Annotated in this window: 20 protein-coding genes and 1 pseudogene; 3 read left to right on the plus strand and 18 right to left on the minus strand. The window is 66.7% G+C overall.

Translation table 11 applies throughout. From position 1 onward, the window contains the following. On the minus strand, positions 1-1385 hold a 1385-nt coding region (gene eccB / locus Q8814_RS08490; RefSeq protein ID WP_330151576.1), incomplete at its 3' end, for a type VII secretion protein EccB. A 118-nt stretch (positions 1386-1503) separates the two neighbouring features. On the opposite strand from eccB, the gene eccE reads away from it, so the two are divergent. Next, positions 1504-3123 carry a type VII secretion protein EccE gene (gene eccE / locus Q8814_RS08495; protein ID WP_330151577.1) on the plus strand — a complete coding sequence of 540 codons (1620 nt, stop codon included), beginning with the start codon at positions 1504-1506 and terminating at the stop codon, positions 3121-3123. A gap of 8 nt (positions 3124-3131) precedes the next feature. Here the strand turns inward: eccE and Q8814_RS08500 are convergent, their stop codons facing one another. Both Q8814_RS08500 and Q8814_RS08505 read right to left on the minus strand, forming a co-directional pair. Further along, complete coding sequence (locus Q8814_RS08500; protein WP_330151578.1) at positions 3132-3707, minus strand: NADPH-dependent FMN reductase; 576 nt, start codon at positions 3705-3707, stop codon at positions 3132-3134. 24 nt (positions 3708-3731) lie between these two features. Beyond that, on the minus strand, positions 3732-4313 hold the full coding sequence (locus Q8814_RS08505) for a TetR/AcrR family transcriptional regulator (protein WP_330151579.1): 582 nt from the start codon (positions 4311-4313) through the stop codon (positions 3732-3734). A gap of 57 nt (positions 4314-4370) precedes the next feature. Between Q8814_RS08505 and Q8814_RS08510 the strand changes: the two genes are divergently transcribed. After that, a complete protein-coding gene (locus tag Q8814_RS08510) occupies positions 4371-5513 on the plus strand; it encodes an acyl-CoA dehydrogenase family protein (RefSeq protein WP_330151580.1) in 1143 nt (380 codons plus the stop codon). A 51-nt stretch (positions 5514-5564) separates the two neighbouring features. Here the strand turns inward: Q8814_RS08510 and Q8814_RS08515 are convergent. From Q8814_RS08515 to infA, 9 genes and pseudogenes are all read right to left on the minus strand, one after another. Next, a pseudogene (locus Q8814_RS08515) lies at positions 5565-6608 on the minus strand (alpha/beta hydrolase). Continuing rightward, on the minus strand, positions 6599-7498 hold the full coding sequence (gene truA / locus Q8814_RS08520; protein WP_330151581.1) for a tRNA pseudouridine(38-40) synthase TruA: 900 nt from the start codon (positions 7496-7498) through the stop codon (positions 6599-6601). The pseudogene Q8814_RS08515 and the gene truA overlap by 10 nt, the downstream one beginning before the upstream one ends. A gap of 5 nt (positions 7499-7503) precedes the next feature. After that, entirely contained in the window at positions 7504-8064 is a 561-nt protein-coding gene (rplQ, locus tag Q8814_RS08525; RefSeq protein WP_330151582.1) for a 50S ribosomal protein L17, read from the minus strand. 30 nt (positions 8065-8094) lie between these two features. Continuing rightward, positions 8095-9156, minus strand: coding sequence for a DNA-directed RNA polymerase subunit alpha (locus Q8814_RS08530; RefSeq protein ID WP_330151583.1), 1062 nt, complete (start codon positions 9154-9156; stop codon positions 8095-8097). 107 nt (positions 9157-9263) lie between these two features. After that, positions 9264-9869, minus strand: coding sequence for a 30S ribosomal protein S4 (gene rpsD, locus Q8814_RS08535; RefSeq protein WP_072813723.1), 606 nt, complete (start codon positions 9867-9869; stop codon positions 9264-9266). Between the two features lie 26 nt (positions 9870-9895). Continuing rightward, positions 9896-10309 carry a 30S ribosomal protein S11 gene (gene rpsK, locus Q8814_RS08540; protein ID WP_072699591.1) on the minus strand — a complete coding sequence of 138 codons (414 nt, stop codon included), beginning with the start codon at positions 10307-10309 and terminating at the stop codon, positions 9896-9898. Next, on the minus strand, positions 10309-10677 hold the full coding sequence (gene rpsM, locus Q8814_RS08545) for a 30S ribosomal protein S13 (RefSeq protein WP_330151584.1): 369 nt from the start codon (positions 10675-10677) through the stop codon (positions 10309-10311). The genes rpsK and rpsM overlap by 1 nt, the downstream gene beginning before the upstream one ends. Positions 10678-10889: 212 nt before the next feature. Continuing rightward, positions 10890-11003 carry a 50S ribosomal protein L36 gene (gene rpmJ, locus Q8814_RS08550; protein WP_003938068.1) on the minus strand — a complete coding sequence of 38 codons (114 nt, stop codon included), beginning with the start codon at positions 11001-11003 and terminating at the stop codon, positions 10890-10892. A gap of 89 nt (positions 11004-11092) precedes the next feature. Beyond that, a complete protein-coding gene (infA, locus tag Q8814_RS08555; RefSeq protein WP_006554587.1) occupies positions 11093-11314 on the minus strand; it encodes a translation initiation factor IF-1 in 222 nt (73 codons plus the stop codon). 193 nt (positions 11315-11507) lie between these two features. Here infA and dtd point away from each other — a divergent pair, with 193 nt between their 5' ends. Then, the gene (dtd, locus tag Q8814_RS08560) at positions 11508-11945 is read left to right on the plus strand and encodes a D-aminoacyl-tRNA deacylase (protein ID WP_330151585.1); all 438 of its coding nucleotides are present in this window, start codon (positions 11508-11510) and stop codon (positions 11943-11945) included. A 7-nt stretch (positions 11946-11952) separates the two neighbouring features. Here the strand turns inward: dtd and map are convergent, their stop codons facing one another. The 6 genes from map to rpsE form a co-directional block, all read right to left on the minus strand. After that, positions 11953-12750, minus strand: coding sequence for a type I methionyl aminopeptidase (gene map, locus Q8814_RS08565; protein WP_330151586.1), 798 nt, complete (start codon positions 12748-12750; stop codon positions 11953-11955). A gap of 17 nt (positions 12751-12767) precedes the next feature. Beyond that, positions 12768-13313 (minus strand): adenylate kinase, encoded by a 546-nt coding sequence (locus Q8814_RS08570; protein WP_330151587.1) that lies wholly within the window; start codon positions 13311-13313, stop codon positions 12768-12770. Continuing rightward, positions 13310-14623 (minus strand): preprotein translocase subunit SecY, encoded by a 1314-nt coding sequence (gene secY, locus Q8814_RS08575; protein ID WP_330151588.1) that lies wholly within the window; start codon positions 14621-14623, stop codon positions 13310-13312. The genes Q8814_RS08570 and secY overlap by 4 nt, the downstream gene beginning before the upstream one ends. A 260-nt stretch (positions 14624-14883) precedes the next feature. After that, a complete protein-coding gene (rplO, locus tag Q8814_RS08580; RefSeq protein ID WP_330151589.1) occupies positions 14884-15327 on the minus strand; it encodes a 50S ribosomal protein L15 in 444 nt (147 codons plus the stop codon). Positions 15328-15329: 2 nt separating this feature from the next. After that, complete coding sequence (rpmD, locus tag Q8814_RS08585) at positions 15330-15509, minus strand: 50S ribosomal protein L30 (RefSeq protein WP_330151590.1); 180 nt, start codon at positions 15507-15509, stop codon at positions 15330-15332. Then, complete coding sequence (gene rpsE / locus Q8814_RS08590) at positions 15509-16159, minus strand: 30S ribosomal protein S5 (protein ID WP_330151591.1); 651 nt, start codon at positions 16157-16159, stop codon at positions 15509-15511. Before rpsE ends, rpmD begins: the two co-directional genes overlap by 1 nt. Between the last annotated feature and the right edge of the window lie 18 nt (positions 16160-16177).

Raw genomic sequence — 16177 nt, forward strand, 5'->3', positions numbered from 1 at the left:
CGTCCCAGGGCCGGCCCAGGCGCGAGGAGACCCACCACCTGCCATGGCGCCCGTCCGGGATCGCTTGAAAAGCCGAGCGCGGCTGCGGCTTCGTCGTCGGTGACGCCGTAGCGGACTCCGGTGTCGGCGATGTAGAAGAGGCTTCCGCGGCGACCGCTGTCCGGCACGATGGATGTCGTCTGTACGAAGGCGCCGCGTCCCGGCGGCACGTACACCGCATCCGCGTTCGGCCCGGGTCCGTCTGCCTGCGCCAGGGCGACCGGCACCGCGCGCTGTCCGATGGGCAACGCATGTCCCGCGGACAGTGCGAGGCGCGATCGCCGCTGATCCTCCGGACCGTCGACGGGGTACCAGGTCAGGCAGCCGACGGGCCGCTCGGTCGCGGCAACCGTGGTCGGCACCGTCTCCGGGAACGAGTCCACAGCCAACCGGTGGACCGTCGGTGCGTCCTTGAGCCGGTCCGGCGGGACGAGCGGAATCTCGGCGACACCTTGCGAATCGGAGAAGTGGATGATCTGTGCCGTGGCCTGGGAGACTTCTTGCACGCCGTCGCGCAACACCAGGTAGTATCGATGGCCACCCGGATCCGAAATACCCACGACCGAGCCGACTTTCACGTCGGGGATCGGAACCGACGGCGCGTCGCCGGCGCCCTCGATCGCGGGAGCCTCGAGCTCGGGAAGCTCAGGAAGCGCTGCCAGGAGACCGGCACTCACCGGACGTGCCGTCGCAAGGTCGATGCCGAGCACCCTGGCCAGGGCCCTGTCGGCAGGATCGATCTCCGCACGGCCACCACCGTAGACGAGGTAGTAGCGACCGGCTGCGGTGACCAGCAGCGCTTCGTCGTCACCGAGCGGATGCGAACCGGATCCGTACTCGACAGGACCAGCGACGACAGTCGTTGCCGCGAGAGCGGTTCCGCTGCCGTCGACCGTGTCGCACACGGTCCACGGCAGATCCTCGTTCACATGCGAGAGTGCGGACGGCGCTCCGGGAATGCCCACGAGCGGACCCCGCGGTCGATCGGCAAGCTCGTCGTCCGCCACGACCACAGGCTCTGCAGGGGAACCGAGCACGAGACGCGCGGACGCGAGATTGAGGGCAGGATGAAAGGTTCCGTCCACCGACACGTACAGCGCACCGGACTCACGTCCGACCACGATGGTTGCGTCACCGATCTTGTCCTGCGGGCGGAACAATGCCAGGGCGGCGCAGCCCGCCAGCGCGACAGACGTGATCACCGCGCCGACCGCGAGTGCCCGCGCCTGGGAACGCATGGGGTCGTGGATCATCCGCACATCGCGGCGAACCAGGGCGTGTTCCATTCGCCGGACCAGGAAGCGGTAACCATTGACCTGCCACCGCGTGGTGGGTTGCGCTGCCATAGATCCTCCCCCGTGCGGCACGCTCTCTGCCGCAAGACAGTACAGTTGCCACCGGGAAGTCGGGTGGGCACCCTGATGCCTGGTCCGACGGGGCTTCGGGGGGAGTGTCTTGCATCGGGTGAATTCGGAATCGGTACGGGGGAAACACACGGCCGCAGGTCGTCTCCTCGTCGCGGGGTGGCTTGCCGTCGCGGTCTGGGCCGGTGCCTCCATGGTCGACGCGCCACCCCTCGTGGCGCTTTCGGCCGGGACGTGCGCTGCCGTTGCGGCGCTCGCGCGTGTTCGCGGGCGCAGCGCCGACGACATCGTTCGGACATGGTGGCGGTACCTCGCCGGGAATCGGCCCTCCGACACGGTCGTTCGTGACTTCCCGCAGGAGTCGGGCCGACCGGTGGGGTTGCGCTGGAACGGAACATACGTAGCCGCCGTGGTAGAAGTACTGTCGGCACCCGGGCGGCTCACTCGTCTCGGCCGCGAGAGCGAAGAGTCCGGATACGTGCTGCCACTGGGTGCCGTCGCAGCGTGCCTGCGCCGCCACGACGTCACGCTGGATGCGATCGACGTCGTCGTCCACGGTCGTCGCGTCCTCGACGCGACACCGGCCGGTCAGGTCTACGCCCAGCTCGTCGGACCGCTACCTGCGGCTGCCGTCCGCACGGTATGGATTGTTCTCGGATTCGACGGTGCGGCCTGCCCTGGCGCCGTGGCCAGTAGGGGCGGCGGATCGGACGGTGCCGCGCGCACGGTCACGGCGTCGGCGCGGCGGATCGTGCGTACCCTTCTCGACGCGGGTTGCCCGGCCCGTACGTTGACTGCGGCGGAAGTCGAGGCCGCCTCACTGAAGATTACTCACGGCGTCGATCCTGTTGCTCTCGGGCAGAATTGGCGATTCGTGTCGCTTCCCGCCGGCTTCAACACCGGCGGGTCGCTCGACCCCCGCAGGATCGAACGCGCCACGCTCGATCGGGTCTGGGCGCATCCCACGCTGGCGTCGACGCTCACTCTGCGGCTTCGGCCCGGCGACTCCGGCTCGGTGCAGGTCGGCGGACTCGTACGTTTCACCACGCGCACACCGAGGGGGCCCGCGATGAGCGGAATCCGTTCCGCCGGTGGGTGTCATCGCGAGTCGCTGTCGGCGGCGCTTCCCCGCGGCGATCGCGGACCCGAGACATCGACCGGGTTTCGTCCGACGACGGCGGCGGTTCTCGACGAACTGAAGTTGCCGGCGGCGGGTTGCGGCCAGCTGATCGGGTCCGACACCGCAGGTCGCGCCGTCGCTGTCCGCCTCACCGGGCACGGTGTCCGGTCCGTGTACGTGGCGGGCGAACTGTATCTCGCGCAACAGATCGTCTTCCGCGCCGTTGCCATCGGAGCGCGCGTCCTGATACATACCGACCGGGTGAACGCATGGCGACCTCTACTCGACGGAGCGGCCGGTCCGGATCGGCTGCGGATGGCCGGTGAGTTTCCCGGCGACAGGGAATTCGACACGGTGGTCTACGACGGAGTTCATCCCTCGACGGTTCCGCCCCATGTCAGCGCGATCCACGTCCATTCGCATCCCGATCGATTGCCGCAGGAGAGACCGACGATCACTGTGCTGCAACCCGGAGCCGCCGGGGACCGGGTAATTCTCACGGCCGGCGGGCAGCAAACGACATTGACGCTGGTGACGATCGCCGCGGAGACCACCCATATCGGGCGGCCACGCACGGTCGAAGCCGTACCGAGGCGATGAGAGCCGGCTCAGCCGGGATACCGAGTCAGCTCGCGCCCTGCGCGAACAATCTGCGCCCACCACCCGAGCTGCCCCAGCATCCGCTGCGCGGAGTCGATGGCGGCGCCGTCGGAGGTGGTGCCGTCCGCGGCGAAGGCGTGTTTGACGCGGTGGAAGCTCACGGACTCCCGCACCGGCACCATGTGCACTTCGACGACCACCTGCCGCAGTTGTTCGACGGCGCGCAGACCGCCGGACAGTCCGCCGTACGAGACGAAGCCGACGGGTTTGGTGCGCCACTCGTGTTTGACGGTGTCGATCGCGGTCTTCAGCGCGGCCGGATAGCCGTGGTTGTATTCCGAGGTCACCACCACGAATGCGTCCGCGGCGCCGACCCGGCGGGTGAATGCCTCAGCGTCGCCGCCTCCCGAGAGATCTTGCGGCAGTGCGGTATCGAACAGGTCGATGACGCCGACATCGAACTCGGGTCGAGCCCGCGCGGTGGCGGCGAACCAGTCGGCCACCACGGGTGCGATCCGGCCGGCGCGCACGCTGGCGACGATGATCTCGAGGCGGATCGGGTCGGTCGCTGAGGGGGCCTGCATGCCTGTGATCGTAGGCGCGGCCGGTCAGGCCGTCAGGCCGTGGTTGAGCAGCGCCGCGAGTTCGCGGTAGGCCTGCGCGTCGGCGAGACCGGTGGCCCGCGCGACCTGCCGCTGCTGGATCCTCACCATGATCGCGGCGACGACGTCCGCGACAAACGCGGCGTGCACCTCGCGGAGCTCTCCTGCGGCAACGCCCTCGTCGATGAGGGTGCGCACGCGGTCGGCCGCGAGCCGGGTGTTGCGCTCGTACACCTCCCGGGCGGCGGCGGTTCCCGCGATGTCCTCCATGAACCGGGCCGAGGCCGGTTCGAGCTGCCGTCCGACCGCCTCGAGGTACGTGCGGATGCGCGCTTCGGAGCTGCGGCTGCGCGCCAGATCGGCTTCGACGCGTTCGGTGGCCCCGCGGAAGAAGTGCACGGTGACGGCGTGGACGAGCCTGTCCTTGTTCTCCGCGAGGGCATAGAGGGTGGATTTGGAACAGCGCAGCCGCGCGGCGATGTCGTCGAGAGTGAGATGCGCGAAGCCCTCGTCGAGAAACAGCGTCACGAGCTGATCGAACAGCTGCGCCTGCCGCGCGGTGGTCCGCCGGTTGACCGCTCTTGTCATACGCGAGATAGTACTGCAGTATCAGTTTCAGTACTGTTTTCGAATTGAGGAGTCTTTGTGCCCGTCGAACGCCTACTGCCCACTCCCGAGGCCTACGACCTGATCGATCTCACGCGCGATGTCGCCGACAAGGTGCTCGCGCCGCGGGTCGTCGAGCACGAACGGGCCGAGACGTTCCCGGAGGGCGTGTTCCCGGCGCTCGGCGCGGCCGGGCTGCTGAGCCTGCCGTATCCGGAGGAGTTCGGTGGCGGCAATCAGCCGTACGAGGTCTACCTGCAGGTACTCGAGGAACTGGGGGCGCGCTGGGCGGCCGTGGCGGTAGCGGTCAGCGTCCACGGCCTGTCCTGCTTCGCGCTGAACACTTACGGCACCGACGAGCAGAAGAACAAGTGGCTTCCCGAGATGCTCGGCGGCAACACGATCGGCGCCTACAGCCTCTCCGAGCCGCAGGCCGGCTCGGATGCGGCCGCGCTCGCGTGCCGCGCCGAGGCCGTCGACGGTGGTTACCGCATCCGCGGGTCGAAGGCGTGGATCACCAACGGCGGCAAGGCCGATTTCTACACCCTCTTCGCGCGCACCGCCGATACCGGCAGCAAGGGCATCTCGTGTTTCCTCGTCCCCCGCGACACCGAGGGCCTGAGCTTCGGTAAGCCGGAGGAGAAGATGGGACTGCACGCGATCCCCACCACGGCCGCCCACTACGACGACGCCTTCGTCCCCGCCGAGCGCCGGATCGGTGCCGAGGGTCAGGGGTTGCCCATCGCCTTCAGCGCACTCGATTCGGGTCGTCTCGGCATCGCCGCGGTCGCGGTCGGTCTGGCGCAGGCCGCCCTCGACGAGGCCACCGCATATGCCAAGGAGCGCAAGGCGTTCGGCAAGCGCATCGTCGACCACCAGGGACTGGGATTCGTTCTGGCCGACATGGCTGCCGCGGTGGATTCGGCCCGCGCCACCTACATCGACGCCGCGCGCCGCAAGGACGCGGGCCGGCCCTATTCACGGCAGGCATCGGTGGCGAAACTCGTCGCGACGGATGCGGCGATGAAGGTCACGACCGACGCGGTGCAGGTGCTCGGCGGCTACGGCTACACCCGGGACTTCCCGGTGGAGCGTTTCATGCGCGACGCGAAGATCACGCAGATCTTCGAGGGCACCAACCAGATTCAGCGTCTGGTGATCGCGCGGTCGCTGGCGGGCTGACCGCACCGCGGTTCACGGCGCCCGGACGGGGCCGTCACCGAAGCCTTCGCGTCAGGCGCCGATTGCGTCCCGGAGCATCGGCCAGGACTCGTGCAGCGCGTCCTGCCAGTACCCCCACGTGTGCGACCCGTCGTGACGGATCGAGTACGTCGCTTCGATCCCCAGTCCGTCCAGCGCAGTGCGCAGGCGTTCGGTGCAGCCACTCACCGCACCTTCGATCACGCCCAGCATCGCAACGTCCAGGAGTGCCGCAGGCCCGGATTTCTGTACCGCCGCCGTCTCGTGGGGTCCGGGCCATCCGCCGCTCGACGACACGAAGATCGTCTTGCCCCGGAGCTTTTCCGCATTCCGGAGCACATCCTGATCGAGCCAGTGCGAACCTCCGACGGGCCCCCACATGTTCTCGACGTCGGCCCCGCGAGCCCCACCACCATCCGGGTGTACCGGCTGCCTGCCTCGGTCGCGGTCTCCGCACATCCGCTGTACGAACCGACAGCCTGGTACAACTGCGGAGCGTGCTCGGCGAGAGCGAGCGCGGACGTCGCCGACATCGACACCCCGGCAACCGCGTTCCGGCCGCTTGCGCCGAGCACCTCGTCGACGACGGGTGGCAGTTCTTCGGTCAGGAACGTCGTCCATTTGTTTGCGACCGAGCTCGGGATCGTCTGCGATCCAGTCGGTGTAGTAGCTGAAGGCACCCCCGATCGGGGTGACCACGTTGACGTTCTCGCCCTCGAAGAACTCGACGATGTCGGTCTGTTCCCGCCAGGTGGCGGCGTCTTCACCGCCACCCGCGCCGTTGAGAAGATAGAAAACCGGCCGTGGCTCGGTGGTGTCCGCGGGCCGGATCACCTCGAGCTCGATCGTCCGATCCATCGCTGCCGAATGCACGAACAGCGACCACTCGCGGTCCGAATGCCGCTCGACGCGGTCGAGACCAGCGGTAGCCGACGCCGCGACGGTCCCTCCCGCAAACTCGTCCGCCCATGCAGCTCCCGGCTGCGCCCCGAGCGTGAGAGCCACGGCCGACGCCGCGGCCACAGCAGACAGAGCGAGGCGCCTTCGCACGGTCTCGTTCTCCTTCGTCAGCAGCATCCGGGCGTGATCGGTCCGCGCATCTCCCGCGTCGCCGTGTTCCGTGCCGCGAGGTCCTCGTCGGCAGGGTAGTCGACCCCGACGAGCGACAACCCGTGTGCCGGTGCGACGGCAACCGACGCGGCACGTTTGCGTTCGTCGAGCAGTGCGGTCATCCACTCGACGGACCGTCGGCCCTCCCCTACCGCGAGGGCCGCGCCGACGAGACTACGCACCATCGACCAGCAGAACGCGTCGGCGCTCACATGTGCGGTGAGGATGTCACCGGACCGTGTCCATTCGTAGCGCTGAAGCTCACGCACGGTCGTGGCGCCGTCCCGGCGCTTGCAGAACGCAGCGAAATCGTGCAGCCCCAGCAAGGATTCGGAAGCGCGCTGCATCGCGCCGAGGTCGACCTGTTTGGGCCATGCGACGGTGTCGCGGGCGCGCAGCGGATCGGCCCCGTACGGCGCGGTCGTCACCCGGTATTCGTAGTGCCGCCGGATCGCGGAGAAGCGGGCGTCGAAGTGTTCCGGCGCCACCGAGATTCGTCTCACTCGCACGTCCTTCGGCAGGAAACGTGCGAGGCGCCGCACCCACCGCGACGGGTCGTCGGGCAGCGTGCCGGTCGGTACGTCGACGTGCGCGACCTGCGCCCCGGCGTGAACGCCCGCGTCGGTACGGCCGGCGACCGTGAGCAGCACCGGGGTGCGGACGATCGCCGACAGCTTCTCTTCGATTTCTCCGCAGACGGTGCGCCGGCCGGGTTGCCGTGCCCAGCCGGAGAAGTCGGTGCCGTCGTAGGCGATGTCGAGACGCAGACGCGTCATGTTCTGGATGTCGGAAGCAACGAGCCCGCCGCCCTCGGAAGGGGCGGCGGGCTCGTTCGCTTCAGCAGGTGCCGAAACCAAGAGGACTAGTCCTTCTTGGCCTCGTCCGCCTCGGCCGCGTCGGCGGCCGTGGCGTTGGTGTCCTCGATACCGTCGACCACAGCGTCGGCGTTCTCGACCTCGGCCTCGGTGGCGTCGGCCTCGACGGCCTCGACCACGTTGTCCTCGGCAGCCGGTGCGGACTGCGAGGCGGCGACGCGGCGAGCGCGATCTGCCTCGGAGCTGACCGTCTTCTCGCGGACGAGCTCGATGATCGCCATGGGCGCGTTGTCGCCCTTGCGCGGCATCGTCTTGATGATGCGGGTGTAGCCGCCGTTACGGTCCTCGAAGGACGGGCCGATCTCTGCGAACAGAGCGTGGACGACGTCCTTGTTGCGGATGACCTTCAGCACCTCACGACGCGAGGCCAGCGTGCCGGTCTTCGCGTGCGTGACGAGCTTCTCGGCGTACGGGCGCAGGGCCTTGGCCTTGGACTCCGTGGTGGTGATGCGGCCGTGCTCGAAGAGCGCGGTGGCCAGGTTGGCGAAGATCGCCTTCTGGTGCGAGGCCGACCCACCGAAGCGGGCGCCCTTCTTGGGCTTGGGCATGATTTTCTCCTAGTAACGGACCGTGAGCTGTTAGAGCTGCTCGGTCTCGGCGTAGTCCTCGTTGCCGTCGGCCTCACCGAAGGAACCGGCGTCGGTGTCGCTCCAGGTGCCGGTCGCGGCGTCGTAGCCGGCGACGGTGCTGGGATCGAACGACGCCGGGCTGTCCTTGAGCGACAGACCGAGCGAGTGCAGCTTGACCTTGACCTCGTCGATGGACTTCTGGCCGAAGTTGCGGATGTCGAGCAGATCGGATTCCGTCCGTGCGACAAGCTCACCGACGGTGTGAACACCTTCGCGCTTGAGGCAGTTGTAGGACCGGACCGTCAGGTCCAGATCCTCGATCGGAAGTCCGAAGGAGGCGATGTGGTCGGCCTCGGCAGGCGAGGGACCGATCTCGATGCCTTCTGCTTCGACGTTCAGCTCACGAGCCAGACCGAAGAGCTCCACCAGGGTCTTACCCGCCGAAGCGAGCGCGTCCCGCGCGGTGATCGAGTTCTTGGTCTCCACGTCGAGGATCAGCCGATCGAAGTCGGTGCGCTGCTCGACGCGGGTCGCTTCCACCTTGTACGTGACCTTGAGCACCGGCGAGTAGATCGAGTCGACCGGGATACGGCCGATCTCGGCGCCGGACGCCTTGTTCTGGACGGCGGGGACGTAGCCGCGACCGCGCTCGACGACGAGCTCGATCTCCAACTTGCCCTTGTCGTTCAGGGTGGCGATGTGCAGGTCCGGGTTGTGGATGGAGACACCGGCCGGCGGGACGATGTCACCCGCCGTCACGGTGCCCGGGCCCTGCTTGCGGACGTACATGGTGACCGGCTCGTCCTCTTCCGAGGAAACCACGAGGCCCTTGAGGTTCAGGATGATGTCGGTGACATCCTCCTTCACGCCGGGAACCGTGGTGAACTCGTGGAGCACGCCGTCGATGCGAATGCTGGTGACGGCCGCGCCCGGAATCGAGGAGAGCAGGGTGCGACGAAGCGAATTGCCGAGGGTGTACCCGAAGCCAGGCTCGAGCGGCTCGATGATGAACTTCGAGCGGTCGTCAGCGATGACCTCTTCGGTCAGGGTGGGTCGCTGCGAGATGAGCATGAGTTGCCTCCTTGTGGGCGTCCGCTATTTGACGCCCTAGTGGATGGTGTGGTGTCCTCCCGAACCCCTGAGGGATCGAAAGGACACCACGGCACGAAGTAGGTGCCTTACTTCGAGTAGTACTCGACGATCAGCTGTTCCTGGAGCGGGATGTCGATCTGTGCGCGCTCGGGGAGCTGGTGGACCAGCACCCGCAGACGCTGACCGACAACCTGCAGCCACCCGGGGATCGGGCGATCGCCCTGGGTCTCGCGGGCGACCTGGAACGGCAGCGTGCTCAGCGACTTCTCGCGGACATCGATGATGTCGTACTGGGAGACGCGGTAGCTGGGGATGTCGACCTTCTTGCCGTTGACCAGGAAGTGGCCGTGGCTGACCAGCTGACGGGCCTGACGACGCGTGCGGGCGAGGCCGGCACGGTAGACGACGTTGTCCAGACGCGACTCGAGGATGGTCAGCAGCACCTCACCGGTCTTACCGGGGCGGCTGGCGGCTTCCTCGTAGTAACGGCGGAACTGCTTCTCCATGATGCCGTAGGAGAAGCGGGCCTTCTGCTTCTCCTGCAGCTGGAGCAGGTATTCGCTCTCCTTGATCCGCGCGCGGCCGTGCTGGCCGGGCGGGTAGGGGCGACGCTCGAAGGCTTGATCGCCTCCGACCAGGTCGACGCGGAGACGACGCGACTTACGGGTAACGGGACCGGTATAACGTGCCATGATTTAGAACCTTTTCCTTTCCCGTATTAGACGCGACGCCGCTTGGGCGGACGGCAACCATTGTGCGGCTGGGGCGTGACGTCGGAGATGGTGCCGACCTCGAGGCCTGCGGCCTGGAGGGAACGGATCGCCGTCTCGCGGCCCGAGCCGGGGCCCTTGACGAAGACGTCGACCTTCTTGACACCGTGCTCCTGCGCCTTGCGGGCAGCGCTCTCGGCGGCGAGCTGTGCGGCGAACGGGGTCGACTTGCGCGAACCCTTGAAGCCGACGTGGCCCGAGGACGCCCAGGAGATCACGTTGCCCTGGGGATCGGTGATCGAGACGATGGTGTTGTTGAAGGTGCTCTTGATGTGAGCGGCGCCGTGCGGGACGTTCTTCTTGTCCCTGCGCCGTGCCTTCTGGGTCTTCTTCGGACCGGCGGTGCGTGACTTGGGAGGCATTACTTCTTCTTTCCTGCGACGGTGCGCTTCGGACCCTTACGGGTACGGGCGTTGGTCTTGGTGCGCTGTCCACGCACGGGCAGACCACGACGATGCCGCAGGCCCTGGTAGCAGCCGATCTCGATCTTGCGGCGGATGTCCGCCTGAACCTCGCGGCGGAGGTCACCCTCGACCTTGTAGGACTCCTCGATGTACTCGCGGAGCTTGGCGAGATCCTCGTCGGAGAGGTCCTTGCTGCGCACGTCCGGGTTGACGCCGGTGGCCGCGAGGATCTCCTGAGAGCGGGTACGGCCGATGCCGTAGATGTAGGTCAGTGCGATCTCCATCCGCTTTTCACGGGGAAGATCAACACCTGCGAGACGTGCCATGTGTGGCATTCCTATTCGGTGTGCGGAGGTCTGCTCCCAGCCCGTCCCCTGCGTCGAAAACCTGTGTAGTCGCTGAACACAGTGGGGCCCCGGCCTCCGGACCGGGGGTTGATCGCGCAGCTCCCCGACGAATCGAGGATCGTAACCACGCGACTGGTGCTGGAAGGTCTTCTGTGCTTGTTGCCAAGCCGATCTTCGCGAAGAAGGTCGATCTAGCCCTGACGCTGCTTGTGGCGCAGGTTCTCGCAGATCACCATGACCCGTCCGTTGCGACGGATCACCTTGCACTTCTCGCAGATCTTCTTGACGCTAGGCTGAACCTTCACTGCGTCTGATCTCCTGTAGGTACGCCCCCGGACACGACATGCCGCGCCGGAGACATGATTTTCCCCGACCGTGTGGCCGGGGAAGCCTGTTACTTGTAGCGGTAGACGATGCGTCCACGCGTGAGGTCGTAGGGCGAAAGCTCCACGACAACCCGGTCCTCGGGAAGGATACGAATGTAGTGCTGACGCATCTTGCCGCTGATGTGGGCCAAAACCTTGTGGCCGTTCTCGAGCTCAATGCGGAACATCGCATTGGGCAGCGGCTCGATTACCCGACCCTCGACCTCGATTGCCCCGTCTTTCTTAGCCATATCCTCCGCGATCCGTTGTTCGAATTGTGGCATCGGTTTCCGTTACCGTGACGCTCGGCAACTCCGGAATTCCACGGGCGTCGAGATATCGACGCGCATAGACCAGAGCGCAGCGCGCACCACCGAACCATGGTACGGGAAGTTTCCCACCAGGCCAAACGAACCGGCCGGAAACACAGATGAGGAGGCTCGCGTGCGGGCGCTGATCCAACGAGTGACAACTGCAGCGGTGACCGTCGACGGGAGCGAGGTCGCCCGCATCTCCCCCGCGCCGGGTGAGCACGGTCTGCTCGTGCTCGTCGGCGTCACCCACGACGACGACACCGCCAAGGCAGCCACGCTGGCGCGCAAAGTATGGACGATGCGCATCCTCGAAGACGAGAAGTCGGCATCCGACCTCGATGCGCCGGTGCTGGTCGTCAGCCAGTTCACGTTGATGGCCGACACTCGCAGGAGCCGGCGCCCGTCCTGGTCGGCGGCCGCACCCCGCTCGGTCGCCGAGCCGCTCGTCGAGGAGTTCGCGTCGGCGCTCCGAGACCTCGGTGCGCATGTGGAAACCGGCAGGTTCGGCGCACACATGGAAGTGAGCCTGGTCAACGACGGCCCGGTCACCCTCCTCGTGGAGGTGTGAGGCGCTTCTACTCGGGACGGACTGTGAGAATCCGCGGACCGTCCTCGGTCACCGCGACGGTGTGTTCCCAGTGCGCGGCCCGGCTGCCGTCGGTCGTGACGACCGTCCACTCGTCGTCGAGGACCTCGGTCTCATATGTGCCGAGGGTGAGCATCGGCTCGATCGCGAGCACGGAACCGACGACCAGGCGTGGCCCCTTTCCGGGAGCGCCCTCGTTCGGCAGGAAGGGATCCATGTGCATCTCCCGGCCGATGGCGTGGCCACCGTATCCGTCGACGATGCCGTAGTTGCGGCTGTGCAGCTTCTCGGCGGCGTGCGTGCCGAGCTCGATCGCGTGTGAGACGTCGGTCAACCGGTTGCCGGGCAGCATCGCGGCGATACCCGCCTCCATCGACAGGCGTGTCGCATCGCTCAGGTCGCTGTCCGCCGGCGACAGCCCGCCGACGCCGAACGTCCACGCCGAATCTCCGTGCCACCCGTCGAGGATGGCGCCGCAGTCGATGGACACCAGATCGCCCTCGGCAAGCACGTCGGCCTGCGACGGGATGCCGTGGACGACCCGATCGTTCACCGACGTGCAGATCGAGCCGCTGAAGCCGTGGTAACCCAGGAACGACGGAACGGCACCCGCATCGCGGATCACCGCTTCCGCCACCCTGTCGAGTTCCAGGGTGCTCACGCCCGGCTTCGCCGCTTCCCGAACCGCCACCAACGCGGCCCCGACGATGGCGCCCGCAGCCGCCATCGCCTCCAGTTCGCCGGTAGTGCGAAACGGAACAACCTTGCGCTTACGCCCGAAACCCATCTCGAACTTCCCTGTTGCTACTTGCCCAGCGCAGCGAGGGCGCGGGCGTTGATCTCGTCGACCTCGCCGACCGCGTCGACCGTGATGATCGAGCCGGCGTAGTGGTCGAGCAGTGGAGCGGTTTCCTCACGGTAGACCCGGAGACGGTTGCGGATCACGTCCTCGGTGTCGTCGGCGCGACCGCGGGCGAGCATGCGCTCGACGACGATGTCCTCGTCGATGACGAACGACAGGACGCCGTCGAGGGCGACGCCGAGCTGCGCGAGGATGTTCTCGAGTTCCTTCGCCTGCTCGACGCTGCGGGGGAAGCCGTCCAGGAGGAAGCCGTTGGCGGCGTCGGGCTCCGCAAGGCGCTCGCGCACCATGTTGTTGGTGATCTCTGCAGGAACGAGGTCACCCGCGTCGATGTACTTCTTGGCCTCGAGCCCGAGCGCAGTGCCCTGCCCGATGTTGGCGCGGAAGAGATCACCGGTCGAAATGGCGGGGACGCCGAGCTTCTCGGACAGGATCGCGGCCTGCGTGCCCTTGCCGGCACCGGGAGGACCGAGGAGTACAAGTCTCACTTGAGGAACCCTTCGTAGTTGCGCTGCATCAATTGACTTTCGATCTGCTTGACAGTGTCCAGCGCGACACTGACGAGAATTAGCACCGCGGCACCACCGAAAATACTCGATGCGGTTTCGCTGCCGGACAGGAAGAAGTGCGGCAGCACTGCGATGAGACCGAGATAGATCGACCCGGGAACGGTGATCCGGTTGAGCACGTGACTGAGGTACTCGGCGGTCGGGCGACCCGGCCGGATGCCCGGAATGAATCCGCCGTACTTCTTCATCTCGTCGGCGCGTTCCTCCGGATTGAAGGTGATGGCGACGTAGAAGAACACGAAGAACACGATCAGCGAGAAGTAGATGGCGATGTAGACGGGGTTGTTCGGGTTGACCAGATACTCGTTGATGATCCGCTGCCACCAACTGGGCTCGACCGCCGATGTCGCTCCCGTCAGCTGAGCGATCAGGTTCGGCAGGTACAGCAGCGACGACGCGAAGATCACGGGGATGATGCCGGCCTGGTTGACCTTGAGCGGCAGGTACGTCGAGGAGCCGCCGTACATCCGACGGCCCACCATGCGCTTCGCGTATTGCACCGGGATGCGTCGCTGGCCCTGCTCGACGAACACGACACCGGTGATGATCACGAGCGCCACGACACACACGATGGCGAACACCAGGCCGCCGCGGGCCTCGAGAATGTTCCGGCCCTCGGAAGGCAGCCGGGACGCGATACCGACGAAGATCAGCAGTGACATACCGTTGCCGACGCCGCGTTCGGTGATGAGCTCACCGAACCACATCAGCACAGCGGCACCCGCGGTCATGACGAGCACGATGACAACCATGCCGAAGACGCTGTCGTCGGCGAGGATCGGTTCGGCACAGCCCTGCAGCAACTGGCCGCGCGCGGCGAGCGCGACGATGCCGGTCGACTGCAGGATCGCGAGGGCGACGGCCAGATAGCGCGTGTACTGCGTCATCTTGGCCTGACCGGACTGGCCTTCCTTGCGGAGCTCCTCGAAGCGCGGGATCACCACCGTCAGGAGCTGCACGATGATGCTCGCCGTGATGAAGGGCATGATGCCGATCGCGAATACCGACAGCTGCAACAGCGCGCCACCGGAGAAGAGATTGATCAGCGAATAGATCCCGGCTTGTTCGCCGCCCGCGAGCTGATCGACGCAGGCTTGAACGTTGCCGTAGTCGACACCCGGGGACGGCACCGTCGCACCGAGGCGGTACAGCGCCACCAGTCCGAGGACTATGAGGATCTTCCGCCTCAGGTCCGGGGTCCTGAGGGCCGAGACGAAGGCGGAAAGCAAAGATCCTCCTGGCAGGCCGAACGGGAACGACGGGTCGACTCGTGAGCCCGCCGGACAGTAGACAACTCTTGAACTCTAACAGTGCGCGCTCGGGCGCCTGTCCGTCAGGATGACCGGCGCAGGCTTCCGGGCGTCACGGAGCGGCATCGTGGCGTACGCCGGTAGCGTACGGCAACACCGTGAAAGCAGGAACGACCGCGGTGCAGTTCGATCTGCACCGCGGCCGTTCCGACACCGTGGGTCACGCACGATCGGACAGGTCAGGCCTGTTCGGTCGTGGTGCCACCCGCAGCGGCAATCTTTTCCTTGGCGGAACCGGAGAACTTGTTCGCGGTCACCTGGACGGCAACCGACAGTTCACCTTCGCCGAGCACCTTCACGAGCTGGTTCTTGCGAACCAGGCCCTTGGCGACGAGCTCGTCGATGCCGATCTGGCCACCCTCCGGGAAAACCCGGGCGATGTCGCCGACGTTGACGATCTGGTACTCGGTGCGGAATGCGTTCTTGAAGCCCTTGAGCTTCGGCAGACGCATGTGCAGGGGCATCTGGCCACCTTCGAAGGCCGGCGACACGTTCTTGCGTGCCTTCGTGCCCTTCGTACCGCGGCCGGCAGTCTTGCCCTTGGAACCTTCACCGCGTCCGACGCGGGTCTTGTCCGTCTTGGCGCCCGGTGCGGGGCGCAGATGATGCAGCTTGATGGTCATTCTCAGACCTCCTCAACGGTCACGAGGTGACGCACCACGTTGATCAAGCCACGGTTCTGCGCAGTGTCCTCACGAACCACGGACTGACGGATCTTCCGCAGGCCGAGGGTGCGCAGGCTGTCACGCTGATTCTGCTTGCAACCGATGGTGCTCTTGATCTGGGTGATCTTCAGATCTGCCATTACTTCACGCTCCCAGCAGCCTGTGCGCGGGCGCGCAGCATGCCGGCGGGGGCCACGTCCTCGATCGGGAGGCCGCGGCGAGCCGCAACTTCCTCGGGACGCTGCAGGCCCTTGAGCGCCGCCACGGTCGCGTGCACGACGTTGATCGCGTTGTCGGAACCGAGCGACTTCGACAGGATGTCGGAGATACCCGCGCACTCCAGCACGGCACGCACCGCGCCACCGGCGATCACACCGGTACCCGGCGAGGCCGGACGGAGCATGACGACGCCCGCAGCAGCCTCACCCTGAACCGGGTGCGTGATGGTGGTGGCGATCATCGGGACGCGGAAGAAGCCCTTGCGAGCCTCCTCGACACCCTTCTGGATGGCCGCGGGAACTTCCTTGGCCTTGCCGTAGCCGACGCCGACCAGACCGTTGCCGTCGCCCACGATCACCAGAGCGGTGAAGCTGAAGCGCCGGCCGCCCTTGACGACCTTCGACACACGGTTGATCGAGACGACACGCTCGATGAAATTCGACTTCTCGGCGGCGCCGCCGCCACGCGAGTCGCGGTCGCGGCGGTCGCGACCACCGCGGTTGTCTCCGCTGTTGGGGGCATTCTGTCCGGCGGGACCGCTGCCGCCGTCACGCCGCTGACGTCCCGGCATCAGGCGTTCCTTCCGTTA

The sequence above is a fragment of the Rhodococcus chondri genome (genome assembly GCF_036327435.1).
Classification (GTDB): domain Bacteria; phylum Actinomycetota; class Actinomycetes; order Mycobacteriales; family Mycobacteriaceae; genus Rhodococcus; species Rhodococcus chondri.